Annotated in this window: 21 protein-coding genes; 10 read left to right on the top strand and 11 right to left on the bottom strand. The window is 71.4% G+C overall.

The features are described 5' to 3' along the window. Positions 1-58: 58 nt before the first annotated feature. From OG299_RS08715 to OG299_RS08700, 4 genes are all read right to left on the bottom strand, one after another. Positions 59-1,030, bottom strand: coding sequence for an acyl-ACP desaturase (locus OG299_RS08715; RefSeq protein ID WP_266634910.1), 972 nt, complete (start codon positions 1,028-1,030; stop codon positions 59-61). A gap of 263 nt (positions 1,031-1,293) precedes the next feature. Further along, on the bottom strand, positions 1,294-2,940 hold the full coding sequence (locus OG299_RS08710; RefSeq protein ID WP_327361131.1) for an ABC-F family ATP-binding cassette domain-containing protein: 1,647 nt from the start codon (positions 2,938-2,940) through the stop codon (positions 1,294-1,296). A gap of 250 nt (positions 2,941-3,190) precedes the next feature. Then, positions 3,191-3,607: a spore wall synthesis regulator SsgD gene (locus OG299_RS08705; protein WP_266634913.1), complete on the bottom strand. Its 417-nt coding sequence runs from the start codon at positions 3,605-3,607 to the stop codon at positions 3,191-3,193. Positions 3,608-3,795: 188 nt separating this feature from the next. Further along, a complete protein-coding gene (locus OG299_RS08700) occupies positions 3,796-4,212 on the bottom strand; it encodes a (4Fe-4S)-binding protein (RefSeq protein WP_327361130.1) in 417 nt (138 codons plus the stop codon). A 74-nt stretch (positions 4,213-4,286) separates the two neighbouring features. Between OG299_RS08700 and OG299_RS08695 the strand changes: the two genes are divergently transcribed. Next, complete coding sequence (locus OG299_RS08695; RefSeq protein ID WP_327361129.1) at positions 4,287-5,423, top strand: WD40/YVTN/BNR-like repeat-containing protein; 1,137 nt, start codon at positions 4,287-4,289, stop codon at positions 5,421-5,423. 7 nt (positions 5,424-5,430) lie between these two features. Here OG299_RS08695 and OG299_RS08690 read toward each other — a convergent pair whose 3' ends face one another. Further along, on the bottom strand, positions 5,431-5,976 hold the full coding sequence (locus OG299_RS08690) for a GNAT family N-acetyltransferase (protein ID WP_327361128.1): 546 nt from the start codon (positions 5,974-5,976) through the stop codon (positions 5,431-5,433). Between the two features lie 614 nt (positions 5,977-6,590). Here OG299_RS08690 and OG299_RS08685 point away from each other — a divergent pair. Then, positions 6,591-7,133, top strand: coding sequence for a DoxX family protein (locus OG299_RS08685; RefSeq protein WP_327361127.1), 543 nt, complete (start codon positions 6,591-6,593; stop codon positions 7,131-7,133). A gap of 674 nt (positions 7,134-7,807) precedes the next feature. On the opposite strand, the gene OG299_RS08680 is transcribed toward OG299_RS08685, so the two are convergent. Beyond that, entirely contained in the window at positions 7,808-8,107 is a 300-nt protein-coding gene (locus OG299_RS08680; RefSeq protein ID WP_266634918.1) for a YciI family protein, read from the bottom strand. A 26-nt stretch (positions 8,108-8,133) separates the two neighbouring features. Here OG299_RS08680 and OG299_RS08675 point away from each other — a divergent pair, with 26 nt between their 5' ends. Next, positions 8,134-8,811 carry an endonuclease V gene (locus OG299_RS08675; RefSeq protein ID WP_327361126.1) on the top strand — a complete coding sequence of 226 codons (678 nt, stop codon included), beginning with the start codon at positions 8,134-8,136 and terminating at the stop codon, positions 8,809-8,811. 10 nt (positions 8,812-8,821) lie between these two features. On the opposite strand, the gene OG299_RS08670 is transcribed toward OG299_RS08675, so the two are convergent. From OG299_RS08670 to OG299_RS08660, 3 genes are all read right to left on the bottom strand, one after another. Next, a complete protein-coding gene (locus OG299_RS08670) occupies positions 8,822-10,045 on the bottom strand; it encodes a saccharopine dehydrogenase family protein (protein ID WP_327361125.1) in 1,224 nt (407 codons plus the stop codon). A gap of 139 nt (positions 10,046-10,184) precedes the next feature. Beyond that, positions 10,185-11,816 (bottom strand): PKD domain-containing protein, encoded by a 1,632-nt coding sequence (locus OG299_RS08665; protein ID WP_327361124.1) that lies wholly within the window; start codon positions 11,814-11,816, stop codon positions 10,185-10,187. A 244-nt stretch (positions 11,817-12,060) separates the two neighbouring features. Continuing rightward, the gene (locus OG299_RS08660; protein ID WP_327361123.1) at positions 12,061-13,650 is read right to left on the bottom strand and encodes a hypothetical protein; all 1,590 of its coding nucleotides are present in this window, start codon (positions 13,648-13,650) and stop codon (positions 12,061-12,063) included. 282 nt (positions 13,651-13,932) lie between these two features. Between OG299_RS08660 and OG299_RS08655 the strand changes: the two genes are divergently transcribed. The 6 genes from OG299_RS08655 to OG299_RS08630 all read left to right on the top strand — a co-directional run bounded on the left by OG299_RS08655 (position 13,933) and on the right by OG299_RS08630 (position 21,231). After that, positions 13,933-14,325 (top strand): MmcQ/YjbR family DNA-binding protein, encoded by a 393-nt coding sequence (locus OG299_RS08655; protein ID WP_327361122.1) that lies wholly within the window; start codon positions 13,933-13,935, stop codon positions 14,323-14,325. 112 nt (positions 14,326-14,437) lie between these two features. Next, entirely contained in the window at positions 14,438-15,586 is a 1,149-nt protein-coding gene (locus OG299_RS08650) for a CaiB/BaiF CoA transferase family protein (RefSeq protein ID WP_327361121.1), read from the top strand. After that, positions 15,586-16,611: an LLM class F420-dependent oxidoreductase gene (locus OG299_RS08645; protein ID WP_327361120.1), complete on the top strand. Its 1,026-nt coding sequence runs from the start codon at positions 15,586-15,588 to the stop codon at positions 16,609-16,611. The genes OG299_RS08650 and OG299_RS08645 overlap by 1 nt, the downstream gene beginning before the upstream one ends. A gap of 9 nt (positions 16,612-16,620) precedes the next feature. Then, complete coding sequence (locus OG299_RS08640) at positions 16,621-17,763, top strand: acyl-CoA dehydrogenase family protein (protein ID WP_327361119.1); 1,143 nt, start codon at positions 16,621-16,623, stop codon at positions 17,761-17,763. Between the two features lie 31 nt (positions 17,764-17,794). Then, entirely contained in the window at positions 17,795-19,009 is a 1,215-nt protein-coding gene (locus OG299_RS08635; protein ID WP_266634926.1) for an acetyl-CoA C-acetyltransferase, read from the top strand. Between the two features lie 50 nt (positions 19,010-19,059). Further along, the gene (locus tag OG299_RS08630; protein ID WP_327361118.1) at positions 19,060-21,231 is read left to right on the top strand and encodes a 3-hydroxyacyl-CoA dehydrogenase NAD-binding domain-containing protein; all 2,172 of its coding nucleotides are present in this window, start codon (positions 19,060-19,062) and stop codon (positions 21,229-21,231) included. A 56-nt stretch (positions 21,232-21,287) separates the two neighbouring features. On the opposite strand, the gene OG299_RS08625 is transcribed toward OG299_RS08630, so the two are convergent. Continuing rightward, positions 21,288-21,815 carry a nuclear transport factor 2 family protein gene (locus tag OG299_RS08625; RefSeq protein ID WP_327361117.1) on the bottom strand — a complete coding sequence of 176 codons (528 nt, stop codon included), beginning with the start codon at positions 21,813-21,815 and terminating at the stop codon, positions 21,288-21,290. 100 nt (positions 21,816-21,915) lie between these two features. Next, positions 21,916-22,659, bottom strand: coding sequence for a MerR family transcriptional regulator (locus OG299_RS08620; protein ID WP_327361116.1), 744 nt, complete (start codon positions 22,657-22,659; stop codon positions 21,916-21,918). Between the two features lie 100 nt (positions 22,660-22,759). Between OG299_RS08620 and OG299_RS08615 the strand changes: the two genes are divergently transcribed. After that, entirely contained in the window at positions 22,760-24,616 is a 1,857-nt protein-coding gene (locus OG299_RS08615) for an AMP-dependent synthetase/ligase (protein WP_266634930.1), read from the top strand. Positions 24,617-24,628: the final 12 nt, after the last annotated feature.

The following is a 24,628-nucleotide window of genomic DNA, read 5'->3' as shown; positions in this document are numbered from 1 at the left end:
GAAACCCTGGCAGAGTACGGCTCTGCCAGGGTTTCGGTGACCGGTCCGAGCGGTCCGGTCAGGCCTTGCGGGCCGCGATACGGGCCGCGCGGGCGGCCAGGCGCTCGTCGAACTTGCGGGCCTCGGAATCCAGGCCGTTCATGAAGAGCCCCAGCTCCTCCTGGGCCTGCTGGCCCTCGGGGCCGAGACCGTCGATCTCCATGATCTTCAGGAAGCGGATCACGGGGCTCAGCACGTCGTCGTGGTGGATCCGCAGGTTGTAGACCTCGCCGATCGCCATCTGGGCGGCCATGCGCTCGAAGCCGGGCATGCCGTGTCCGGGCATCCGGAAGTTGACCACGACGTCCCGCACGGCCTGCATCGTCAGGTCTGGGGCGAGCTCGAAGGCGGCGCCCAGCAGATTCCGGTAGAAGATCATGTGCAGGTTCTCGTCCTGCGCGATGCGGGCCAGCATCCGGTCGCAGACCGGGTCACCGGACTGGTGGCCGGTGTTCCGGTGCGAGATGCGGGTCGCGAGTTCCTGGAAGGCCACGTACGCCACCGAGTGCAGCATCGAGTGGCGGTTGTCGGACTCGAAGCCCTCCGACATGTGCTGCATGCGGAACGCTTCCAGCTTGTCCGGGTCCACGGCGCGCGAGGCCAGCAGGTAGTCGCGCATCACGATGCCGTGGCGGCCCTCCTCGGCCGTCCAGCGGTGCACCCAGGTGCCCCAGGCGCCGTTGCGCCCGAAGAGCGTGGCGATCTCGTGGTGGTAGCTGGGGAGGTTGTCCTCGGTCAGCAGGTTCACGACCAGCGCGATCTTGCCGATGTCGGTGACCTTGGACTGCTCCGGGTCCCAGGCCTCGCCGTCCTCGAAGAAGCCCGGGAAGTTCCGGCCGTCGCTCCACGGGACGTACTCGTGGGGCATCCAGTCCTTGGTGACCTTCAGATGGCGGTTGAGTTCCTTCTCGACCACCTCTTCCAGCGCGTACAGCAGCTTGGCGTCGGTCCACGCCTCCGAGCTGCCGAGGTGGGGAGAGGTGATCGTCACGGGTGCTCCTGGGGACAAAGCGAATTACCTACGGTTCCGTAGCCTACGAACCCGTAGGTTAAGCGGAGCGTGAGGAGCCGCCAAGCCCCAGGCGTTCATATGCCCGGTTACATCCGGTTATCTATGCAGTTTGTGGGCGTGCCGGAAGGGCGCCAAGGAGCGAAAGTCACGCCGTCAGGGGAGCGAAAGTCACGCCGTCAGGTGGTCCCCGACGCCTTCCTTGACGCCGGGGACCGGGACGGCGGGGGCCGGCGGCGCGCCCGTCACTCGTCCCAGAGCGCCTCCCGCACCTCCTCGGCCGTGGTCGCCCGCATCTCGCCGTCGCCGTCGAGCAGCAGCCACCGCGTGATCCCGATCGACTCCAGGAACGGCACGTCGTGGCTCGCCACGAGCAGTGCGCCCTCGTACGACTCCAGCGCGCCCGTCAGCTGCCGCACGCTCGCCAGGTCCAGGTTGTTCGTCGGTTCGTCCAGCATCAGCAGCTGCGGAGCCGGCTCCGCCAGCAGCAGCGCCGCCAGCGCAGCCCGGAACCGCTCGCCGCCCGACAGGGTGCCCGCCGGCCGGTCCGCCCGGGCGCCCCGGATCAGGAAGTGCGCGAGCCGGGCCCGGATCACGTTGTTCGAGGCCTGCGGGGCGAACCGCGCCACGTTCTCGACCACCGAACGGCTGTCGTCGAGCACGTCCAGCCGCTGCGGCAGGAACCGCGTCGGCACATGGGTCACCGCCTCCCCGGACGCCGGCGGGAGCAGCCCCGTGATCGTGCGCAGCAGGGTCGTCTTGCCCGAACCGTTGCGGCCCACGAGCGCGATCCGCTCCGGACCGCGCAGCTCCCATTCGCCCGCAGCCCTGGCCCCGTGCACCAGGTGCACATTGCTCAGGGTGAGGACCCGGCGCCCCGGCGGGACCTGCGTGGCGGGCAGCTCGATCCGGATCTCGTCGTCGTCCCGGACCGCCTCCACCGCCTGGTCCAGCCGCTCCTTCGCCTGCGCCAGCTTCTCGGTGTGCATGATGCGGTGCTTGCCGGCCGACTCCTGGGCCGCGCGCTTGCGGGCGCCCATGACGATCTTCGGCTCGCGTTTCGTGTCGTTCATCTTCTGGCCGTACCGCTTGCGCCGCGCCAACTTGCCGTGCGCGTCCGACAGTTCCCGCTTCTGCCGCTGTACGTCGGCTTCCGCGACCCGGACCATCCGCTCGGCCGCGTCCTGTTCGGTGGCGAGCTGCTCCTCGTACGCGCTGAAGTTCCCTCCGTACCAGCGGACTTCGCCGTCGTGCAGGTCGGCGATCTGGTCGACCCGCTCCAGTAGCTCCCTGTCGTGGCTGACCAGGAGCATCACCCCGGACCAGGACTCGACCGCCGCGTACAGGCGGCGCCGGGCCCGCAGGTCGAGGTTGTTCGTCGGCTCGTCCAGCAGCAGGACGTCGGGGCGGGCGATCAGCAGGGCCGCGAGGCGCAGCAACACGCATTCGCCGCCGGAGAGTTCGCCGACCGTGCGGTCCAGGCCGATCCGGGCGAGTCCGAGCTGGTCGAGGGCGGCCAGGGCCCGCTCCTCGACGTCCCAGTCGTCGCCGACTGCGGCGAAGTTCGCCTCGGTGGCCTCGCCCGCCTCGATGGCGTGCAGGGCGGCGCGCGCGGCGCGGATGCCGAGCGCCTCGTCGACGCGCAGGGCGGTGTCGAGGGTGACGCTCTGCGGCAGGTATCCGACGGTGCCGGCCACGGACAACTGGCCGTCGGACGGCGTCAGTTCACCTGCGAAGAGTTTCAGCAGGGTGGACTTTCCACAGCCGTTGAGCCCGATCAGGCCGGTGCGGCCGGGGCCGACGGCCAGGTGGAAGTCCTCGAAGACGGGAGTGCCGTCGGGCCAGTCGAAGGACAGGGCGGAGCAGGTGATGAAAGCAGGGGCATGGCTCATGGAGGCCTCCAGGTTGCGTGAGTGGTGCGTGCAACGCGGGGAGACAGCCGACGGTGGATACAGCCACGGTCATGGCGTCACGGTCACGGCCGGGGGCGCGTGCTGACGAGGGTGGCGTGTTCGGTCGGTGTCTCGAACCTCAGACGAACAATGTCCTGCTCCGTTTCGACGGCGGTGGGGCGCCTACGAAACTACGGGCGGCCGGGGCCGCCCGCAAACGAATAACAAGGGCGGGCCGGGCGGTTCGGCGTCAGTGGGGATCGCGCATCAGCTCGGCCAGGCTGTGGTCCATGTCGAGGTACAGGTGCTCCAGACCCGGCGGGACGACCGTCGCGGCCCGTTCCAGGAACCGGTGCAGTTCGGCCGTCAGCATCAGCACGATCGCCACGCCCTCGGGCGCGTGGAACTCGATCGTGGTCCGGTCGATGTCGTACGGCCGCACCCGCACGTCGCCGCACCCCGTCGGGCGGTCCAGCCCCGATTCGAGGAGCTCGCGCGCGAAGGTCCACGAAACCTCGACGCCCTCGAGGGTGGCGGGGGCGGGGAAGGCCATGCGCACGGCGAACGGATCCGCACGGTCGTAGCAGAGCGTGACGGGTACGGTCTCGACCTTCGGCGCGGTGGCGACCAGACGGGCCTGCACGGCCTGCTCGATAACAGTGATCAAGACTCGCTCCCTTGCGGCGGATCTGCTGCCGGGCGTGGGTGGAACCCGGCAAACGGATAGACGCCGGAATCGGCAAATCCGTGCACGCGAACTGACGTGAGCTGTGTCACCGATTGGCTGGAACGCGTCCGTTTGATCGCACAGAGTAACGGTGCGAGTGGGTGTGAGGGGGTGCGCGCGAAGGGGTCTCAGTCGCTGCCGCACGCTCCGGAGTGGTCGCAGAACGGCTGGTTACCGCTCACTCCACAGGCGCAAAGCATCGCCCTGGTCTCCCTGCGGACGGTCCCGTCGGGGGTCGTCACCCGCAGATCCCCGCGCATCACGAGCTGGCCGGCGGGCGACCGTACGACCGTGGTCGGCCGGTCCGGCTCCTCGGCCGGCCCGTCGTCCGCGAGCCGGTACTGCAGCGCGCCCGAGGGGCAGCGGCGGATCACCTCGGCCACCCGCTCCGGCTCGGCCCCGTCGGGCTGCACCCACGGACGCTTTCCCGAGTCGAACACCTCGGGCAGTCCGCCCACGCACTCGGCGGCGTGCAGACACCGGCCGGTGTCGTACGTGACGGTGATGCGCTTGCCGTCATAGGCCTTGGGTTCCTTGGAGGGCATGGCCTCAGCCTAGGAACGCGGCGGCCCGGACGCACCCTGGACGCCGGATCCGGGGTGCATTAGCTTCCGGCGCCATGAGACTTCTGGGAGTTGGCATGTGCGCGGCGGCCCTGGCGGCGGGGCTGTTGGCCGCCCCCGCGTACGCGGAGGACGTTCACGACGTGAAGGGAAGCGACGTGAAGGGGAGCGACGCGCAGGGGTTACGGGGCGTGGGCTGGGCGCTGAAGGAGACCGGCAAGGACTCCCGATTCCGCGGGCTGGCCGCCGTCAGCCGCTCCACGGCCTGGGTGGCCGGCTCCAAGGGCACGGTGCTGCGCACCGTGGACGGCGGCCGCAGCTGGCGCGACGTCTCACCGCCGGGCGCGGTCGCGGAAGGCCTGGAGCTGCGCGACATCGAGGCCTTCGACGCACGGCGCGCGGTGGCCCTGTCCATCGGGGAGGGGGAGGCGTCACGGGTGCTGCGCACCGAGGACGGCGGCGCCACCTGGACCGAGACCTTCCGCAACCCCGACCCGCGCGCCTTCTACGACTGCCTCACCTTCTTCGACTCCCGGCACGGGCTGGCCGTGAGCGACCCGGTCGACGGCAGGTTCCGGATCCTGTCGACGGACGACGGCGGCCGGAACTGGTCGGTGCTGCCGAGTACGGGCATGCCGGACGCCCTGCCGGGCGAGGCGGGCTTCGCGGCCAGTGGCCAGTGCCTGGTGAGCGCCGGGTCCCGCGACGTCTGGCTGGCCACGGGCGGCGGCGCCGCCGCCCGGATCCTGCACTCGGCGGACCGCGGCCGCACCTGGCGGATCGCCGAATCGGGCATCCCGGCGGGCGACCCGGCCAAGGGGGTCTTCGCCCTGGCCTTCCGCGACCGTACGAGGGGCCTCGCAGTCGGCGGCGACTACCGCACCGGCGAGGCCTCCCCGCAGGCCGCGGCCGCATCGGCGGACGCGGGCCGCACCTGGAGCCCGGCCCAGACCCCGCCGCCCGCGTACCGCTCGGGCGCGGCCTGGCTCCCGCACCTGCGCGACGCGGCCCTGGCGGTGGGCCCGACGGGCACGGACGTCACGACGGACGGCGGCAGGAGCTGGCGGCCGCTGACACCGGGCTCGTTCGACACCGGCTCGTTCGACACGGTCGACTGCGCCGGTGACGGGGGCTGCTGGGCGGCGGGGGAGAAGGGGAGGGTGGGGAGGCTGGAACCGCAAGAGGGGGCGTGACGCTTGGTCAGGAGTGGGGGGCGTCCTGTGGGGTGTGCTGGCGGATGTCCTGTGGGATGTCCCGTGCGGTGTCGCGGGGAGTGGTGAACAGGTCCATTCCCGGGTAGCGGCCGGTGACGAAGCCCGCCGCCTTGTACACGGGCTCGCCGTCGGAGCTGGCGTGCAGCTGGATGTAGTGGATCCCGTTGCCGTTCAGCCAGGCGGTGAGCCCGTCGACGATCCGCCGGCCGTGGCCCCGTCCACGGGCTCCTTCGTCGGTGACGATCCCGTCGAGGTAGCCGCGCCGCCCGTCGGTCCACCGGGGACTGGGCAGGTGGTACGTGATCCAGGCCATGCCGGTGGCCAGCAGGGGCTCGCCGGGTGCTCCGCCGACGACCAGGCAGTGCACGTCGGGGCGTTCGCCGATCCGCTCGAGGAACCACCCGCGGGCGACGTCCCGCCAGGCGGCATCGAGAGGCCCGGGGTCAACCCCGAGGGCGGCAAGGGCCACGGCCCGAAGCCGAACCAGCTCGGGTATGTCGTCGGGGGCGGCGGGCCGGGGTGAGTGGTGCATGGGGGCTCCTGGGGATGTCGGGATCTGTCGACTCGGGGTCGGGAGTGGGTACGGGGGCTTCCCGTCAGTCCACTGTCCTTCCGGTGCGGTCCGGGCCGTCAAGGGCGCTCCTTCGTCGCGTCGCTTCGCGATGGCCTTCGGCCACCCTTGACTGCCCGGCCCACCCCGGAAAGACAACAGACTGTCGGGAAGCCCCCGGAGGATGGCCGGGGGGTTCATGTTCCGATACGGGCCCATCAGAGATGCCGCTCAGGGGCCCCTGTCCATCCGCAGTCCGCTCACCAGGACCACCGAGCCGGGCCAGTGATCGGCCCGCGGGGAGGCAGCGACTCCCTCAACGGCCCATAGGAAGCCCCTTCCGGGTCCGGGCAGGGTCAACCTGCACCAGACAGCGGCGAGATGACCATGCCGGTAGGGGTGAGCCCGCAGGCGCACCAGATCGCTACGCGCTCCTCATCTCTCAGCGTCCGACGGAGTTCCGGGGGTCGGCGAGGGCATGGTTCGGTCTGCGCCGAACGGGTCGACGATGTGGTCGGGCGACGTTGCGGCCTGGGCATTTCGGACGACCGTCATAGGGTGGCCGTCGTTCACAGGGGACGGAAGAACGGACGTTCATGGCGTACGAACTACGGGACCGCGCGATCTTTCGTGCCACCTCGACTCCTGACACCACCGCCACCCATGACGTCGGACTGCTCGTGCTTCGGCTCGTCGTAGGCCTCACCATGGCCGGCCACGGCACACAGAAGCTCTTCGGCTGGTTCAAGGGCCCGGGCCTCATCGCGACCGGCAAGGGCTTCTCGATGAGTGGCTATCCCGCCGGGGATGCCATGGCCGTGATCGCCGGACTCTCCGAGACCCTGGGCGGCCTCGGTCTCGCGCTCGGCCTGCTCACTCCGCTCGCCGGTGCGGCACTGACCGGTACGTTCATCAACATCCTTGCCATTCGGGGCTTGAGCACCTTCTTCGCTCCCAAGGGTGTGGAACTCGAGTCGGTGCTCTCCGCCGGGGTCGTCGCCCTCACCCTCACCGGGCCGGGCCGCTTCTCCGTCGACCACTTCCTGCCCGTCCTACGTGAGTCGCGGCCCCGGTACTCCGTCCTCGGACTGCTCCTGGGAGCCGTGGTGGGCTTCGTCGTCCTCCTCATCCGCGACTGACCCCCCTTCAACCGCCGCCCCCCTGCGATGCCGGAATTCTGAACCTCGCACTCCCACAAGCCCCCATCCACCTGCCCAGCTCGTCTGCGCCGTCCGTGGGCGGCATATGAGCGGCCCCAGACGGCCGTCGGACGCTGAGAGATGAGAAACGTGTAGCGATCTGACGCGTCCGCGGGCCCACTGCTACCGAGATGGGCATCTGGTCGCTGTTTGGTGCGGGTTGACCCTGCCCGGGTCCGGAAAGGCTTCCTATGGGCCCTTGGGGGAGGCATGGCTGTCCCCGCATGCCCATCGCCGTCCCGGCTCGGTGGTCCTGGCGGGCGGACTCCGGGTGGACGGGGGCCCCTGCTCGGCATCTGTGATCTGGGTAGGTCTGAATCCGAACCCCCCGGCCATCCTTCGGGGGCTTCCCGGCAGTCTGTTGTCTTTCCGGGGCGGGTCGGTCGGTCAAGGGTGGCCGAAGGCCATCGCGAAGCGACGCGACGACGAAGGAGGAGCGCCCTTGACGGGCCGGCACGACACGGAAGGACAGTGGACTGCCGGGAAGCCCCCGTACCCACACCGACGCCGAGCACCCGCCCCCGCCCCCGACATCCCGACCGACCTCTCCGACCCGAGCACCCCGCCCCCGACATCCCGGCCGGCGCCCTCCCGACCCCGAGCACCCCGCGCCCCTACCCCGCCAAGTTCTCCCGCACCGCCGCCAGATCCCCCGACGTCTTCGTCGCGATGAACTCCGTGATGCGGTAGTCGCAGACGCCGGCCAGGGTGAAGGGGTCCTCCGCCGCGATGCGTTCGGCTTCCGCGCGGGAGATCCCGGCCGCCAGGATGATGCCGCCCTCGCGCGGGACCTTGCGGCCCGAGGCGAGGAAGACGCCCGATGCGTAGTAGCCGTCCAGCCAGGCGATGTGCGCGTCCATCTCCTCTTCGACGGCTTCGACGGGCGCGGTGTAGGTGAGCTCCATGACGAACATGATCGCCAGGCTACTCTCGCACCATCATGACGAGCGCAAAGACCCCCGCCGACGAGGCCGAGGCCCGGGCGATACAAGACGAACTCCGCCATCACGTCGTGCTCGACGAGACCGGCCCGCTGCCCGGGCGCGGGCTCGTCGCGGGCGTGGACGTCGCCTACGACGACGAGCGCGACCTGGTCGCCGCCGCGGCCGTCGTCCTCGACGCCGCCACCCTCGCGGTCGTCGAGGAGGCGACCGCGGTCGGGCACGTCAGCTTCCCGTACGTGCCCGGGCTCCTCGCCTTCCGGGAGCTGCCCACCGTGCTGGCCGCGCTGGACGCCCTCACCGCCGCCCCCGACCTCGTCGTCTGCGACGGCTACGGGCTCGCCCACCCCCGCGGCTTCGGCCTCGCCTGCCACCTCGGGGTGGTCACGGGGCTGGCGAGCATGGGCGTCGCGAAGAACCCGTTCACGTTCACCTACGAGGAGCCCGGCGCCCTGCGCGGCGACGCCGCGCCGCTGCTCGCGGCCGACGGCGCCGTCGTCGGGCGGGCGCTGCGTACGCAGGACCGCATCAAGCCGGTGTACGTCTCCGTCGGCCACCGGGTCTCGCTCGACAACGCCTGCGCCCACGCCCTCGCGCTGAGTCCCCGCTTCCGGATCCCGGAGACCACCCGGCACGCCGACTCGCTGTGCCGGCGGGCCCTGCGCGAAGCCTCCTGACCGCCGCCCGCTACCGCTGCGCCGCCACCCGGAAGCGGATGCCGGCCTTCTGGAGCCGGTCCAGCAGGGCGTCGCCCATCGCCACCGCCGTGGTGAGCTGGCCGGCCCGCTCCGGCAGGGCGTCGTACGCGAGGCACAGTGCCGACTCCGCCAGCATCTTGGCGGTCTCGCCGTAGCCCGGGTCGCCGCCCGAGACCTCGGTGAACACGCGGCGGCCACCGCCCTCGCCCACGAAGCGGACCGTGAACCAGCTGCGCGCCCGGCGCTCCGCGTCCGGGCCGCGGCCCGGCTCCCAGCGGCTCATCAGCCACCGCCGCGCCGCCGGGAGCTGCGCCAGGGCCGCCGTCGCGCCGACCGCCGCCGTCCCGCCCACGGCGATCGGAAGGTGCTTCACCGAGGCGTACTGCCGGTAGCGGAAGTCCGGACCGTACCGCTCCAGCGCGGCCGCCGAGCGGGTCACGATCCGGGGGTCCAGGGTCGGCAGCGGCAGCGCCCACGCCCCGGTCTCCCGGCTGAACCGCGGCGCGCCCAGGGGTCCCCGTACGCGCCGTTTCAGCAGCCGGGGCTCGTGCAGCCGGCGCTCGTGCGCCGCGGCCAGGGTCTGCGGCCCGCGGCCCATGACGGTGAGGACGGAGGCCAGGGTCCCGCCGGAGAAGACCGCGTTGGACCGCATGAACCCGTCCACCCGCAGCGGCACACCCTGCGGCAGCTGTCCCACCGTGAAGTACGCGCCGAGGTCCGCCGGGATCGAGTCGAAGCCGCAGGCGTGCACCAGCCGCGCGCCGGTCTCCCGGGCCCGGGCGTCGTGTTCGACGTAGGTCCGGTCCACGAACTCCGGCTCGCCGGTGAGGTCCACGTAGTCCGTGCCCGCCGCGGCGCAGGCGGCGACCAGCTCCGCCCCGTACAGGACGTACGGTCCGACGGTCGTGGCCAGGACCCGCGTGGAGGCGGCCAGTTCCCGTACGGCCTGTGCGTCGCCGGCGTCCGCGCGCAGCAGCGGCAGCGACGCGCACCCGGGGTCGAGCGCGGTCAGCCGCTCGCGCAGCCGCTCCAGTTTGCCGAGGTCGCGGCCCGCGAGGGCCCACCGGCAGTCGGCGGGGGCGTGCGCGGCGAGGTACTCGGCGGTCAGGGCCCCGACGAACCCGGTCGCGCCGAAGAGCACCACGTCATAGGCCCGGTCGCGAGGGCGCTCACGCCCCGCGGCCTCGTCGGTCTGCCGAACCTCTTCGTTCATCACGGCTCCTGCTCCTCCCCGCTCCCCGCTCCTGTCGGTGGCTGAGGCTAGCGCGCGGCGACGGTACGAAGAACAGCGCCCCGGGGGCGGCCTGGACGGCCGTTCCCGGGGCGCTGTATCCGGCGCGATGCGCAGCGGGTCAGTTGTCCTGGTACATGCCGAAGACGTCGACGATGAGGTCGATGTTGCCGTCGCTCTGGTTCCAGAAGTCGATGACGCCGGTGCCGCCGGTGCTCGCCTGGACCAGGTTCGGGACGGTCTTGCCGGTCGTCCAGTTCAGGGTCGAGGAGCCGGGCGGGGTCGGCTGGCTCGCCGCGTTGTTGTCGTACTCGTCGAGCGTGTTCGGGTCCGGGGCGACCGCGAGGAAGCCGCTGTCCCCGGTGTTGGTCACCGTGGTGTTCAGCACGAAGCCCGTGATGCCGGAACCGGGCTCGGACATCGCCGTGTAGATGTAGTCGCGGCCGGCCAGCGGGCCGTGGACCGGGTCCTTGGGGTCGCGGGTGTCGAGCATGCGCTCCGGCGCGAACGGCAGGTACGAGCCCTTGCTCTGCGGGCTGTAGTAGCCGACGACGTCGACGATGACGTCGGCCGGGTTCCAGCCGCCGTTGCGGACGCTGATCTTCCCGTCGGGGCCGACCGGGACGATCACCGAGTTGGCGATGGTCTGGCCCGTGGTGAAGTTCACGTTGGAGGCGGTCGGGGCCTGCTGGCCGCTCGGGTAGACGGTCAGGTGGCCGTCGCTCTTCGGGTTGGTGACCGTCACGTTGAGCGCCACGGCGGTGACCCCGGTGGCCGGGACCTTGCCGAGGCCGGTGATCTGGGTGCTGAAGGAGCCGTATCCGGCGACCTGGCCCTTGGCGGTGCCCGTGCCGCTGCGGGTGTCGACGAAGCGCTGCGGGGCCAGCGGGGTGTAGCCGCTGGAGGAGGTCTGGGTGAAGTACCCGGTGACGTCGGCGATGAGGTCGACCGACTCCCAGCCGCCGTTGTACAGGTTGACGTAGCCGTTCTCGCCGACCGGCACGATGACCAGGTTCGGGACGGTCTGGCCGGGTACGAAGTTGACGTTCGACGTGGTCGGCTTGTCGTCGCCGTCGGCGTAGGCGGTGACGTGGCCGCCGCTGGTGGTGTCGGTGACGGTGACGTTGAGGACGACCGCGGTCACGCCGGCGGGGATGCCGCCGTTCCCGCCGATCTTCAGGTGCGCGGAGCTGTACGGGGCGACCTTGGTCTGCGGGGCGCCGGTGCCGTTGCGGGTGTCCAGCAGGCGGGTCGGGCCGTACGGGGTGTAGTCCGAGCCCCCGGTCGTGACGGCCACCTCGTTGGTGACCACGGTGTTCGCGGCCTTGTCCGTCACGGTGACCTTGACGGTGTAGGTACCGAGCTCCGCGTAGGTGTGCTCCGACTCCACGACCTGCGTGCCCGTGGCCGAGGCGGCGGTGACGGCGCCGTCGCCCCAGGCGACGCTGACGTCGAGCGGGGTGGCCGCGCTGGTGATGGAGCTCGCCAGCGTGATCGCGTGCGCCGTGATGGGGGTGGCCTCCAGGCCGACGGCGAGAGTCGGGTTGGCGTCGGCGGTCTCCGCCATGGGTGCGGCCGTCATGGGCGCGGCTGCCGTCCCGCTCTTGGCGGCCGGCGCGGACTGCGCGGTCCGCCGGGTCGACCGGTCGGCGGGGCTGGTGAACGTGGTGCCGTTCTTCAGCCCGGCCTGGGTGAGGTCGGGCTGGCTGACGCCGTGGGCATCGCCGGAGGCCTGGTCGGCCGCGTGCGCCATGCCCGGTATGAGGGAAATGCCGGCTGCGAAGACGGCGGCAGAAGCTGCGAGTCGGCGATAGGACACCGAGCCCCCTATGGTTCCGTGAGCCCTTGGCCAGGGCTGAAAGTCCGCTCAGATTACATAGTCACTGAGCTTCCGCTTATAGGCCCCCGCCTTAAGCCCGCACATCTGCCGCCGGCGGGCCGGCGGCGGCCTGGAGCCGCCACCGACCCGCCGTGACCAGCGCTTTCGCTGCTGCGTATCAGTTGTCCGTGTAGACACCGAAAAGGTCGACGACGAGGTCGATGTCGCCATCGCTCTGATTCCAGTAATCGATGACGCCGGTGGAGCCGGTGCTCGTCTGGACCAGGTTCGGGACCGTGTCGCCGTAGGTCCAGTTCAGGGTGGAGGAGGTCGGGGTGGCCGGCCAGGTGTTCGTGTGGTTCTCGTAGTCCTCCTTCGTGTTCGGGTCCGGGGCGACCGAGAGGAAGCCGGTGTCGCGGGTGTTGGTCACCGTGGTGTTCAGGACGAACCCCTTGGTGTGCGGGTACCCCGAGGCGAGGGGCATGTGGACGTAGCCGCGGCCGCCCAGCGGGCCGTACACCCACTCGCGCGTGTCGAGCAGCCGGAACGGCTGGACCGGCAGGTACGCGTTCGCGCTGTACGGGCTGTAGTAGCCGACGACGTCGACGATGACGTCGGCCGGGTCCCAGCCGCCGTTGCGGACGCTGATCTTCCCGTCGGGGCCGACCGGGACGATCACCGAGTTGGCGACGGTCTGGCCCGTGGTGAAGTTCACGTTGGAGGCGGTCGGGGCCTGCTGCCCGCTCGGGTGGACGGTCAGGTGGCCGCTGCCCTTGGGGTTGGTGACCGTCACGTTGAGCGCCACGGCGGTGGCCCCGGCCGAGACGCCGTTGACGCCGTTGATCCCGGTGCTGAAGGTCCCCTGGCCGGGGACCTGGCCCTTGGCGGTGCCGAGGCCGGAGCGGGTGTCCACGAAGCGGACCGGCGACATCGGGGTGTAGCCGCTGGACGCGGTGTGCGTGAAGTACCCGGCGACGTCCGCGACCAGGTCGACCGACTCCCAGCCGCCGTTGTACAGGTTGACGTAGCCGTTCTCGCCGACCGGCACGATGACCAGGTTCGGGACGGTCTGGCCCGTGGCGAAGTTGACGTTCGACGTCTTCGGCTTCTCGCCGCCGTCGGCGAAGGCCGTGACGTGGCCCCCGCTCGTGGTGTTGGTGGCGGTGACGTTGAGGACCACCGCGGTCACGCCGGCCGGGATGCCGCCGTTCCCGCCGATCTTCAGGTGCGCGGAGGAGTACGCGGCCACCTTGCCCGCAGGTGCGCCCGTCCCGTTGCGGGTGTCCAGCAGGCGGGTCGGGCCGTACGGGGTGTAGTTCGACCCCTCCGTGGTGACGACGATGTCGTTGGAGACCACGGCCTGGGTGGCCTGGTCGGTGACGCTCACCTTGACCGTGTACGTGCCGAGCTGGTCGTAGGTGTGCGACTCGGTGACGGTCTGGGTCCCGGCGGCGTAGTCGTTCGTCGTCTTGTTGTCGCCCCAGTCGACGTGGACCGAGAGCGTCGTGGGCGCGCTCGTGATGTCGGCCTTCAGCTCCAGGCCGCGCCCCGTGGTGGTCGTCGCGTGCAGCCCGACCGCGAGGGCGGGGTTGGCGTCGGCCGCCTGCGGAGCGGCCGCGGCCTTGTTCCCGCCGGCCGCCGGGGCCTGCCGGGCCGACCGGTCGGCCGGGCTGTCGAACGTGGTGAACTTCGGAGCGGCTGCCTTGCCCATGTCCGGCGCGGCGACCCCGTGGGCCTTGCCGGCGGCCGGGCCGGCCGCGTGGGCCATGACCGGTACGAGAGAGATGCCGGCCGCGAGAACGGCCGCGGATGCTGCGATTCGGCGATAAGACACCGATTCCCCCCAGATGTCGGTGAGTCCTTGATCAGGACTGAAAGCCCGCTCAGAGTACAGAGACCCGAAGCCTTTGCCATGCGAGTTTTCGCAGGTGGGAAGGGGTGCGACCGGAGGATTGGGGTCCGGTTTTCCGGCCGGTGCCGGGGGCCGGCGCTAGCGTGAGGACCGACTGCGAGTGCGAGCAGGTGTGACCTGTGCTGAGTGGAGGCGTCCATGAAGGCTGCGGTGCGCAAGTGGGAGGCGGTGCGGGAGTTCGCCCGCGGGCTGCCGGAGGCCGTGGAGGAGTTTCCATGGGGCCCGGAGGACGGCGTCGTGAAGGTCAACAAGAAGATCTTCGTCTTCCTGGGCAACGCCGACGGCCCGCAGCCGCCCGGGCTCTCCGTGAAGCTCAAGGACGAGGCGCTGCACGGCCATGCCATGACCGCGCCCGGGGCGGAGCCGACCGGGTACGGGCTGGGGAAGGCCGGCTGGGTCTTCCTGCCGCTGGGGGAGAAGGGGGCGCCGTCCCTCGAGGTGCTGTGCGAATGGGTGGAGGAGAGCTACCGGACGGTCGCCCTCAAGCGGCACCTGAAGGCGCTCGACGCGCGAAACGAGTCAACCGGCTAAGCGCTTGCTCTTGTGCTGAGTGGAACGCGTTCCTAGCATCACTGGTGTTACATCAGTTGTGTCACACAGTGGCGGCAGTGGCGGCAGTGGCGCCAGGGATGCTGGGGGCTCGATGGCAGTGACAGGGAACGTGCCCGGCAACGGCCCGCTCGCGGGCGTGCGCGTCGTCGAACTGGCGGGCATCGGCCCGGGCCCGTTCGCCGCGATGCTCCTCGCCGATCTCGGTGCCGACGTCGTACGGGTGGACCGCCCCGGCGGCGGCGGGCTCGCGGTCGATCCCGCGTACGACGTCACCAACCGCGGCAAGCGGTCCGTCCTGGTCGACCTGAAGTCCGCCGAGGGCCCCGCCCGCGTGCTGGACCTGGTCGAGCGGGCCGACGTGCTCATCGAGGGCTTCCGCCCCGGGGTCGCCGAGCGGCTCGGCGTCGGCCCCGCCGACTGCCACGCCCGCAATCCGGGGCTCGTCTACGGCCGGATGACCGGCTGGGGCCAGGACGGCCCGCTCGCGCACACCGCCGGGCACGACATCGCGTACATCGCCGTCACAGGCGCCCTCGGCATGATCGGGAACCCGGGCGAGCCCCCGGCCGTCCCCGCCAACCTCGTCGGGGACTACGCGGGCGGCTCGCTCTACCTGGTCATCGGCGTCCTCGCGGCCCTGCAGCACGCCCGCACCCCGGGCGGCGCCGGCCAGGTCGTGGACGCGGCCATCGTCGACGGCACGGCCCACCTCACCGCCATGATCCACGGGATGATGGCGGCCGGCGGCTGGCAGGACCGGCGCGGGGCCAACCTCCTCGACGGCGGCTGCCCCTTCTACGGCACGTACGAGACCTCCGACGGCGGGTACATGGCGGTCGGCGCGCTGGAACAGCAGTTCTACGACACCTTCGTGGCGCTGCTCGGCATCGAGGACGGGGCCCCGGCCCGCAAGGACACGGCCCGCTGGGGCGAGCTCCGCGAGACCGTCGCCGCCCGCTTCAAGTCCCGTACGCGGGAGGAGTGGACGGCCGTCTTCGAGGGCTCCGACGCCTGCGTCGCACCCGTACTGTCCCTGCGCGAGGCGCCGCTCCACCCGCACCTGGCCGCCCGCGGGACCTTCACCGACTTCGGCGGGATCACCCAGCCCGCCCCCGCGCCCCGGTTCTCGGCCACACCGGTCGCGGTGGCCTCGGGCCCGGCGCAGCCGGGGGCCGACACCGAATCCGTGGCCCGCGACTGGGACGTGCCGGGCCTGACCGCGAAGGGCGAGGGCGCCTGATGGAACTCTCCATGATGCTCGACTACTCCGGGGACCCGCGCCGGGCCGCCGACGAGGCGACCGCGCTGGAGGCGGCCGGACTCGACGCCGTGTGGGTCGCCGAGGCCTGGGGCTTCGACTCCCCGACGATCATGGGCTATCTGGCGGCCCGTACCGAGCGGATGAAGATCGGCTCGGCCATCCTCAACGTCTACTCCCGCACCCCCGCCCTCGTCGCCCAGACGGCGGCCGGGCTCGACGCCATGTCGGGCGGCCGGGCGCTGCTGGGCCTCGGCGCCTCCGGCCCGCAGGTCGTCGAGGGCTGGCACGGGAAGCCGTACGACAAGCCGCTCGGCCGGACCCGCGAGACGGTCGAGCTGTGCCGCCGGATCTGGCGCCGCGAGACGATCGACCACCACGGCATCACCGACATGCCGCTGCCGCCCGAGAAGGGCGGCCGGCACGGCAAGCCGCTGAAGATCCTCACCCGGCCGGTCCGCGACGCGATCCCCGTGTACATCGCCTCGCTCGGTCCCGCGAACGTGCGGATGACCGCCGAGATCGCCGACGGCTGGCTGCCCACCCTGTTCATCCCGGAGAAGGCCCACGCGGTGTGGGGGAGCGCCCTCGCCGAAGGCGCGGCCCTGCGCGCCCCGGAGCTCGGACCCCTGCAGACCGTGGCGGGCGGGCTGCTCGCGATCGGCGAGGACGCAGCAGCCGTACGGGACCTGGCGCGCCCGCAGATCGCGCTGTACGTCGGCGGGATGGGTGCGGTCGGCAAGAACTTCTACAACGACCTCGCCGTCGCCTACGGCTATGAGGAGGAGGCCCGCAAGATCCAGGAGCTCTACCTCTCCGGCCGCAAGCGCGATGCGGCGGCCGCGGTCCCGGACGAGTTCTGCGAGCTCATGACGTTGTGCGGGCCGCAGAGTTACGTACGCGAGCGGGTCGAGGCCTTCCGGGAGGCGGGCGTCACCATGCTCAACGTCACCCCCGTCGGTGCCGAGCCGGCCCGGCTGATCGAAACCGTCAAGAGCTGGCTCTAGGAGGCCCCGATGCAACGCCGCATCTTCGACGCCGAACACGAGGCGTTCCGCGAAACGGTCCGCACCTTCCTCACCAAGGAGGTGCTGCCGCACTACGAGCAGTGGGAGAAGGACGGGATCGTCAGCCGTGAGGCCTGGCGGGCCGCCGGCCGGCAGGGCCTGCTGGGCCTGGCCGTCCCGGAGGAGTACGGGGGCGGCGGGAACACCGACTTCCGCTACGCCGCCGTGATCGCCGAGGAGTTCACCCGGGCCGGGGCGGCCGGGCTCGCGATCGGCCTGCACAACGACATCATCGGCCCGTACCTGACCTCGCTCGCCACCGAGGAGCAGAAGCGGCGCTGGCTGCCCGGCTTCTGCTCGGGCGAGACGATCACGGCGATCGCGATGACCGAGCCGGGTGCGGGCTCCGACCTCCAGGGGATCCGGACCAGCGCGGAGGACCGGGGCGACCACTGGGTGCTCAACGGTTCCAAGACCTTCATCTCCAACGGCATCCTGGCCGACCTGGTGGTCGTGGTCGCCAAGACCACCCCGGAGGGCGGCGCGCACGGCCTGTCGCTGCTGGTGGTCGAGCGCGGCACGGAGGGCTTCGAGCGCGGCCGCAACCTCGACAAGATCGGCCAGAAGGCGCAGGACACCGCCGAGCTGTTCTTCCACGACGTACGCGTCCCCAAGGAGAACCTGCTCGGCGAGCTGAACGGCGCCTTCGTCCACCTGATGACCAACCTCGCGCAGGAGCGGATGGGCATCGCGATGGCCGGCATCGCCGCCGCCGAGCACCTGCTGGAGATCACCACCCGGTACGTGAAGGAGCGCGAGGCCTTCGGGCGGCCGCTCTCCAAGCTCCAGCACATCCGCTTCGAGATAGCGGAGATGGCCACCGAGTGCGCGGTCACCCGCACCTTCCTGGACCGCTGCATCGTCGACCACTCCAACGGCGAGCTGGACCACGTCCACGCCTCGATGGCCAAGTGGTGGGCGACCGAGCTCCAGAAGCGGGTCGCCGACCGCTGCCTGCAACTGCACGGCGGGTACGGCTACATGAGCGAATACCCGGTCGCACGGGCCTTCATCGACGGCCGCATCCAGACCATCTACGGGGGCACGACCGAGATCATGAAAGAGATCATCGGCCGCTCCCTCCTCGGCTAACGCACGGACCCCTCCCCGAAAGGCTTGACCAGTGAGCACCGAAGCTTACGTATACGACGCGATCCGCACCCCGCGCGGCCGCGGCAAGGCCAACGGCGCCCTGCACGGCACCAAGCCGATCGACCTGGTCGTCGGCCTCATCCACGCCCTGCGCGAGCGCAACCCCGGCCTGGACCCGGCCACCATCGACGACATCGTCCTCGGCGTCGTCGGCCCGGTCGGCGACCAGGGCTCCGACATCGCCCGGATCGCGGCCATCGCCGCGGGGCTGCCGGACACGGTGGCCGGCGTACAGGAGAACCGCTTCTGCGCCTCCGGCCTCGAGGCCGTGAACATGGCCGCCGCCAAGGTCCGCTCCGGCTGGGAGGACCTCGTCCTCGCCGGCGGTGTGGAGTCCATGTCCCGCGTGCCGATGGCCTCCGACGGCGGCGCCTGGTTCAACGACCCGATGACCAACTGGGACACCGGCTTCGTCCCGCAGGGCATCGGCGCCGACCTCATCGCCACCATCGAGGGCTTCTCCCGGCGCGACGTGGACGAGTACGCCGCCCTCTCCCAGGAGCGCGCGGCCACCGCCATCAAGGACGGCCGCTTCGCCAAGTCCGTCGTCCCGGTCACCGACCGCAACGGCCTGGTCGTCCTGGACCAGGAGGAGTTCGTCCGCCCGGGCACCACGGCCGACACGCTCGCGAAGCTGAAGCCGTCCTTCGCGGACATCGGCGACCTCGGCGGGTTCGACGCCGTCGCGCTGCAGAAGTACCACTGGATCGAGAAGATCGACCACGTCCACCACGCCGGCAACTCCTCCGGCATCGTCGACGGCGCCTCGCTCGTCGCGATCGGCACCCGCGAGGCGGGCGAGCGTAACGGCCTGGCGCCGCGCGCCCGGATCGTCTCGGCCGCCGTCTCCGGCTCCGAGCCCACCATCATGCTCACCGGCCCCGCCCCGGCCACCCGCAAGGCCCTCGCCAAGGCCGGCCTGACCATCGACGACATCGACCTGATCGAGATGAACGAGGCCTTCGCCGGCGTCGTGCTCCGTTTCGTCAAGGACATGGGCGTCTCCCTCGACAAGGTCAACGTCAACGGCGGCGCCATCGCGCTCGGCCACCCGCTCGGCGCCACCGGCGCGATGCTGCTGGGCACCGTCATCGACGAACTGGAACGCCAGGACAAGCGCTACGGGCTCGTCACCCTCTGCGTCGGCGGCGGCATGGGCGTCGCCACCATCGTCGAACGCCTCTGAACCGCGTCCTGTATCCCCCAGACCTCCTCTCTGACACGGAAGTAGCGAACATGAGCGAGTCCACCACGATCCGCTGGGAACAGGACGAGACCGGCGTCGTCACCCTCGTCCTCGACGACCCCGACCAGTCCGCCAACACGATGAACCAGGCCTTCAAGGACTCCATCGCGGCGATCGCCGACCGCGCCGAGGCCGAGAAGGACTCCATCCGCGGCATCATCTACACCTCCGCCAAGAAGACCTTCTTCGCGGGCGGCGACCTCAAGGACATGATCGGGCTGCGCCCCGAGCACGCGCAGCTCGCCTTCGACACCGGCACCGCGATCAAGCGCTCCCTGCGCCGCATCGAGACCCTCGGCAAGCCCGTTGTGGCCGCCATCAACGGCGCGGCCCTCGGCGGCGGTTACGAGATCTGCCTGGCCTCGCACCACCGCGTCGCCCTCGACGCCCCCGGCTCCAAGATCGGCCTGCCCGAGGTCACCCTCGGCCTGCTGCCGGCCGGCGGCGGTGTCACCCGTACGGTGCGCCTGATGGGCATCGCCGACGCGCTGCTCAAGGTCCTGCTCCAGGGCACCCAGTACAACCCGCAGCGCGCCCTCGACAACGGCCTCGTCCACGAACTGGCCGCCACCCCCGAGGAGATGCTGGCCAAGGCCCGCGCCTTCATCGACGCCAACCCGGAGTCGAAGCAGCCCTGGGACGTACCCGGCTACCGGATCCCGGGCGGCACGCCGTCGAACCCGAAGTTCGCCGCCAACCTCCCGGCCTTCCCGGCCAACCTGAAGAAGCAGCTGAACGGCGCCCCGTACCCGGCCCCGCGCAACATCCTGGCCTGCGCCGTCGAGGGCGCCCAGGTGGACTTCGAGACCGCGCTGACCATCGAGGCCCGCTACTTCACCGAGCTGGTCACCGGACAGACCGCCAAGAACATGATCCAGGCGTTCTTCTTCGACCTCCAGGCCGTCAACGCCGGCCGCAGCCGCCCGCAGGGCATCGCGCCCCGCAAGGTCACCAAGGTCGCCGTCCTCGGCGCGGGCATGATGGGCGCGGGCATCGCGTACTCCTGCGCCCGCGCGGGCATCGAGGTGGTGCTGAAGGACGTCACCCCCGAGGCCGCCGCGAAGGGCAAGGCGTACTCCGAGAAGCTGCTCGACAAGGCCGTCTCCCGCGGCCGCAGCACCGAGGCCCAGCGCGCCGAACTCCTCGCCCGGATCACCCCGACCGCCGAGGCAGCCGACCTGGCCGGCTGCGACGCCATCATCGAGGCCGTCTTCGAGGACACCTCCCTCAAGCACAAGGTGTTCCAGGAGATCCAGGACGTCATCGCCCCCGACGCGCTGCTCTGCTCCAACACCTCCACGCTGCCCATCACGGGCCTCGCGGAAGGGGTTTCGCGCCCCGTCGACTTCATCGGACTGCACTTCTTCTCGCCCGTCGACAAGATGCCGCTGGTGGAGATCATCAAGGGCGAGCGCACCGGCGACGAGGCCATCGCCCGCGCCTTCGACCTCGTACGGCAGATCAACAAGACCCCGATCGTGGTCAACGACTCGCGCGGCTTCTTCACCTCGCGCGTCATCGGCCAGTTCATCAACGAGGGCGTCGCGATGGTCGGCGAGGGCGTCGAGCCCGCCTCCATCGAGCAGGCCGCGGCCCAGGCCGGCTACCCGGCCAAGGTGCTCTCCCTGATGGACGAGCTCACCCTCACCCTCCCGCGCAAGATCCGCAACGAGAGCCGCAAGGCCTTCGAGGCCGAGGGCCGCACCTGGACCGCGCACCCCGCGGACACGGTCATCGACCGGATGGTCGACGAGTTCGGCCGCCCCGGCCGCAGCGGCGGGGCCGGCTTCTACGCGTACGACGAGAGCGGCAAGCGCGCCGGCATCTGGCCGGGCCTGCGCGAGCACTTCGCCAAGCCGGACGCGGACATCCCGTTCATCGACATGAAGGAGCGGATGCTCTTCTCCGAGGCCCTGGACACCGTCCGCTGCCTCGACGAGGGCGTGCTCACCTCGATCGCCGACGCCAACATCGGCTCCATCATGGGCATCGGCTTCCCGGCCTGGACCGGCGGCGTGATCCAGTACATCAACGGCTACGAGGGCGGCCTGCCGGGCTTCGTCGCCCGCTCCCGCGAGCTGGCCGCCCAGTACGGCGAGCGCTTCACCCCGCCGGCCTCGCTCGTCGCGAAGGCCGAGCGCGGCGAGACGTACGCCGACTGAGCTCGGCGCCCCGGGCCCGCCCGCGAGCGGGCCCGGGGCGTGCGCTCCGGCTGCCGTCAGGCGGCGGGCGGGGTCCAGTCGGCGGGCAGGCCGGACTGGCGCAGGACAGCGGCCAGGCTGTAGTGGTCCCGGTCGGAGACGATCCGGCAGTGGTTCCCGCCGAGGTCGAGCAGGGTGGTCATCGGCACGGCGAAGGGCTGGGGCGCGCCCTTGAGATGGCCGGAGTAGACGGCCCGGACGGTGATGCGGTCGCCGTCGCGGTGGGCGGCGCGGACGGTGACGCGGACGTTGTCGATGAGGCTGTCGGCGCGGGCCTTCCACCCCGAGATCTCCGTCCGGCCACGGAAGGTGATGGCCACGGCTTCATCGGTGTACGTGCCGTCGGCGGTGAACAGGGCGCCGAGCGCCTGGGGTTCGGTGCCGTTCCAGGCACGGGCCCAGGCGCCGACGATCCCCGGCGCGCGCCGGTCGGTGTCCTGCGCGGCGTGGGCGGTGGGGGCGGTGGCGCAGAGGGCTGCGGCGGCGGTCAGCACCGTCATGGCACGGAGCGCGCGGGACGTCGTGGTGGTACGTGCAACATTCATGGCACGCAGACTCGCGCCGGGCGGTGTCCACTTTCCAGGCCCTGCAGGGTCGGTGACCGTCCAACACTGCCCGCTCGTGTCCACCGCACCGAGGTGCCGATCAGTCGGTCCTCCCCGCCTCCGGTTCCGAGACGAACGCCGCCCGCAGTTCTTCCTTCAGCGACCGCTGGAACGCCGTCACCAGCGCCTGGACCACCATCGGCTGCATGTGCGCCGACAGTGCCTTCATGGACTCCACTCGCTCCGGATCGCTCTCGCCCTGCGTGAACGGGCCCCACACCTCGTCCCGGAACAGCGCCGTCAGCTGGTGCGCCGCCGTCCGCGCGTGCTCGAGCAGCACCTTGCGCGCCACCAGGATCGTCTCGTACGCGATCGGCACGTCGAGCAGCGCGACCCCCAGCCGCAGCAGCCCCACGTCCACCCGGAAGCCTTCCGGGGCCGGTGCCAGCACGTTCATCGCCGTCAGCCGCCGGATGTCCGTGTCCGTCAGGGTGCGCCCGGCCCGCTTCTCCAGCTCCTCCCGCGAGGACTCCAGCGCCGAGTCCGGGGCCCAGGTGGCCACCAGCGCCCGGTGGATCGCCAGGTCGTGCGGGCTCAGGTCGTCCGGCAGCGCGTCCAGGTACCGCTCGATGGCCGACAGGGTCATGCCCTGGTGCTGCAACTCCTCGATCAGGGCCAGCCGCGAGAGGTGCTCCGGGCCGTAGTGGCCCACCCGACGGGGGCCGATCACGGGAGGGGGCAAAAGCCCGCGCGTGCTGTAGAACCGTACGGTGCGGACGGTCACACCCGCCCGGGCGGCCAGCTCGTCCACGGTGAGCGTGGGTTCGGGTGCCCGGGTGGTCATGGTCGCCGCCTCGCTCTCTGTTCCGCGCGTACCCGTTCGTAAGTACAGCTTCAACAGTATTGCTGTCGCACCAACGATGTGAAACGGCCAGGAGCTGCCCATGACCACGAAACTGCGACTGCCCGGACGACCCGAAGAGCTCACCCTCCCCGCACTGCTGGCGCGCAACGCCGCGGAGTACGGGGATCTCCCCGCCCTCTCGTGGCGCGAGGGCGACGGCTGGACGACCCTCAGCTGGACCGAGGTCCGCCGCAAGGTCGCCGTCCTCGCCTCCGGATACGCCGCCCTCGGCATCGAACGCGGCGAACACGTCCTGATCATGATGGGCAACCGCCCCGAGCACTGGCTCAGCGATCTCGCCCTCGTCCACCTCGGCGCCGTCCCCGTCACCGTGTACGGGACCTCCGCGCCCGAGCAGATCGCCCACATCGCCCGCCACAGCCGGGCCCGGGTCGCCCTCCTCGAGGGCGCCCGCGAGCTGGCCCGGTGGGAACCGCTGCTCGCCGACGCGCAGGTGCCCCTGGAGCGGCTGGTCGTGGCCGAGGCCGCCGATGCGGGTGCGCACCGCACGTACGGCTCCCTGCACGCGAGCGGCGCCCGCACGCACCGCCCCGACGCCTTCGAGAAGGCCTGGCAGGAGTCCCGCCCCGAGGACCCGCTGACCGTCGTCTACACCTCCGGCACCACCGGCGACCCCAAGGGCGTCCGGCTGACCCACCGCAACATCATGCTCCAGTCCGTCCGCCTCGACCGGCGCGTGGACCTGCCCGAGCACGCCGAGCACATCTGCTACCTGCCGTTCGCGCACATCGCCGAGCGGATCCTGGGCATATACCTGCCGCTGCTGCGGGCCGCCCACGTCCGGCTCGTCGCCGACCCCGCCGCCGTGGGGAGTGCCGTCCGCGAGCTGCACCCGGTGCAGTTCTTCGGCGTGCCCCGGGTGTGGGAGAAGCTCGCCGCGTCCGTACGGGCGGTGCTCGCGCAGCTTCCGGCCGCGCAGCGGGAGGCCATCGAGGCCGCGAACGACCTCGCCCGCGCCCGGGCCGGCCACCGGGAGCGCGGCGAGCAGATCCCGGCCGCGCTCGAAGCCTCGTACGCCCGCGCCAAGGAGCAGGTGCTGGACCCGCTGCTGGGCCTGGCCGGGCTGGACCGGCTCCGGTGGACGGCCAGCGCCACCGCGCCGATGCCGATCGACGTCGTGCGGTTCTGGGCGGGCTGGGGCATCACCATCATGGACGCCTGGGGGCTCACCGAGACCTCGGGCGTGTGCACGGTCAACAGCCCGGACGGCTTCCGGCTGGGCTCGGTGGGGCAGGCGATCGAGGGGCTGGAGCTGCGGCTCGCCGAGGACGGGGAGATCCTCACGCGCGGCGGGACCGTCTTCGGCGGCTACCTGCGGCCCGACGGGTCGGTGGAGAGCGCGCACGACACCGAGGGCTGGTTCGCGACCGGGGACATCGGCCGCCTCGACGAGGACGGGTTCCTCTGGCTGACCGACCGCAAGAAGGAACTCATCATCACCTCGAACGGCAAGAACGTCTCTCCGGCGCTGGTGGAGAACACCGTCAAGGAGCATCCGCTGATCGGCCAGGCCCTGGTGCACGGTGACGGCCGCTCCTACCTCGTCGCCCTGCTGGTGCTGGACGGGGAGCTGGCCCCGGCGTGGGCGGCGGCGCGCGGCATCGAGGCCGGCTCGCTCGCCGGGCTCGCGGCGCACCCGGCCGTCCGGGAGGAGGTCGCCCGCGCGGTCGAGGCGGCCAACGCCCGGCTCAACCGGACCGAGCAGATCAAGCGGTACCGGCTGCTGACGGAGGAGTGGGGCCCGGAGACCGGGGAGCTCACCCCGTCGCTGAAGCTGCGTCGCCGGGTGGTCCGGGAGAAGTACGGAGCCCTGATCGACGGTCTGTACGAGGAGCCGCACGAGGGCCCGCACGAGGCAGCGCCCGGGGCCGTGTAGCCCGGACGGCCC

Origin of the sequence: Streptomyces sp. NBC_01296, assembly GCF_035984415.1 — a bacterium.
Classification (GTDB): domain Bacteria; phylum Actinomycetota; class Actinomycetes; order Streptomycetales; family Streptomycetaceae; genus Streptomyces.
Note: the sequence above shows the minus strand (reverse complement) of the source record. Positions and strands in the feature narration are given on the sequence as shown.

Coding starts and splice junctions, on each gene's coding strand:
- OG299_RS08630 (WP_327361118.1), top strand. CDS start 19,060: ATGAGCGAGTCCACCACGATCCGCTGGGAACAGGACGAGACCGGCGTC.
- OG299_RS08640 (WP_327361119.1), top strand. CDS start 16,621: ATGCAACGCCGCATCTTCGACGCCGAACACGAGGCGTTCCGCGAAACG.
- OG299_RS08615 (WP_266634930.1), top strand. CDS start 22,760: ATGACCACGAAACTGCGACTGCCCGGACGACCCGAAGAGCTCACCCTC.
- OG299_RS08625 (WP_327361117.1), bottom strand. CDS start 21,815: ATGAATGTTGCACGTACCACCACGACGTCCCGCGCGCTCCGTGCCATG.
- OG299_RS08685 (WP_327361127.1), top strand. CDS start 6,591: ATGGCGTACGAACTACGGGACCGCGCGATCTTTCGTGCCACCTCGACT.
- OG299_RS08665 (WP_327361124.1), bottom strand. CDS start 11,816: ATGGCGCACGCGGCCGACCAGGCCTCCGGCGATGCCCACGGCGTCAGC.
- OG299_RS08650 (WP_327361121.1), top strand. CDS start 14,438: ATGGCAGTGACAGGGAACGTGCCCGGCAACGGCCCGCTCGCGGGCGTG.
- OG299_RS08690 (WP_327361128.1), bottom strand. CDS start 5,976: ATGCACCACTCACCCCGGCCCGCCGCCCCCGACGACATACCCGAGCTG.
- OG299_RS08660 (WP_327361123.1), bottom strand. CDS start 13,650: ATGGCCCACGCGGCCGGCCCGGCCGCCGGCAAGGCCCACGGGGTCGCC.
- OG299_RS08655 (WP_327361122.1), top strand. CDS start 13,933: ATGAAGGCTGCGGTGCGCAAGTGGGAGGCGGTGCGGGAGTTCGCCCGC.
- OG299_RS08680 (WP_266634918.1), bottom strand. CDS start 8,107: ATGTTCGTCATGGAGCTCACCTACACCGCGCCCGTCGAAGCCGTCGAA.
- OG299_RS08645 (WP_327361120.1), top strand. CDS start 15,586: ATGGAACTCTCCATGATGCTCGACTACTCCGGGGACCCGCGCCGGGCC.
- OG299_RS08710 (WP_327361131.1), bottom strand. CDS start 2,940: ATGAGCCATGCCCCTGCTTTCATCACCTGCTCCGCCCTGTCCTTCGAC.
- OG299_RS08620 (WP_327361116.1), bottom strand. CDS start 22,659: ATGACCACCCGGGCACCCGAACCCACGCTCACCGTGGACGAGCTGGCC.
- OG299_RS08695 (WP_327361129.1), top strand. CDS start 4,287: ATGAGACTTCTGGGAGTTGGCATGTGCGCGGCGGCCCTGGCGGCGGGG.
- OG299_RS08675 (WP_327361126.1), top strand. CDS start 8,134: ATGACGAGCGCAAAGACCCCCGCCGACGAGGCCGAGGCCCGGGCGATA.
- OG299_RS08670 (WP_327361125.1), bottom strand. CDS start 10,045: ATGAACGAAGAGGTTCGGCAGACCGACGAGGCCGCGGGGCGTGAGCGC.
- OG299_RS08700 (WP_327361130.1), bottom strand. CDS start 4,212: ATGCCCTCCAAGGAACCCAAGGCCTATGACGGCAAGCGCATCACCGTC.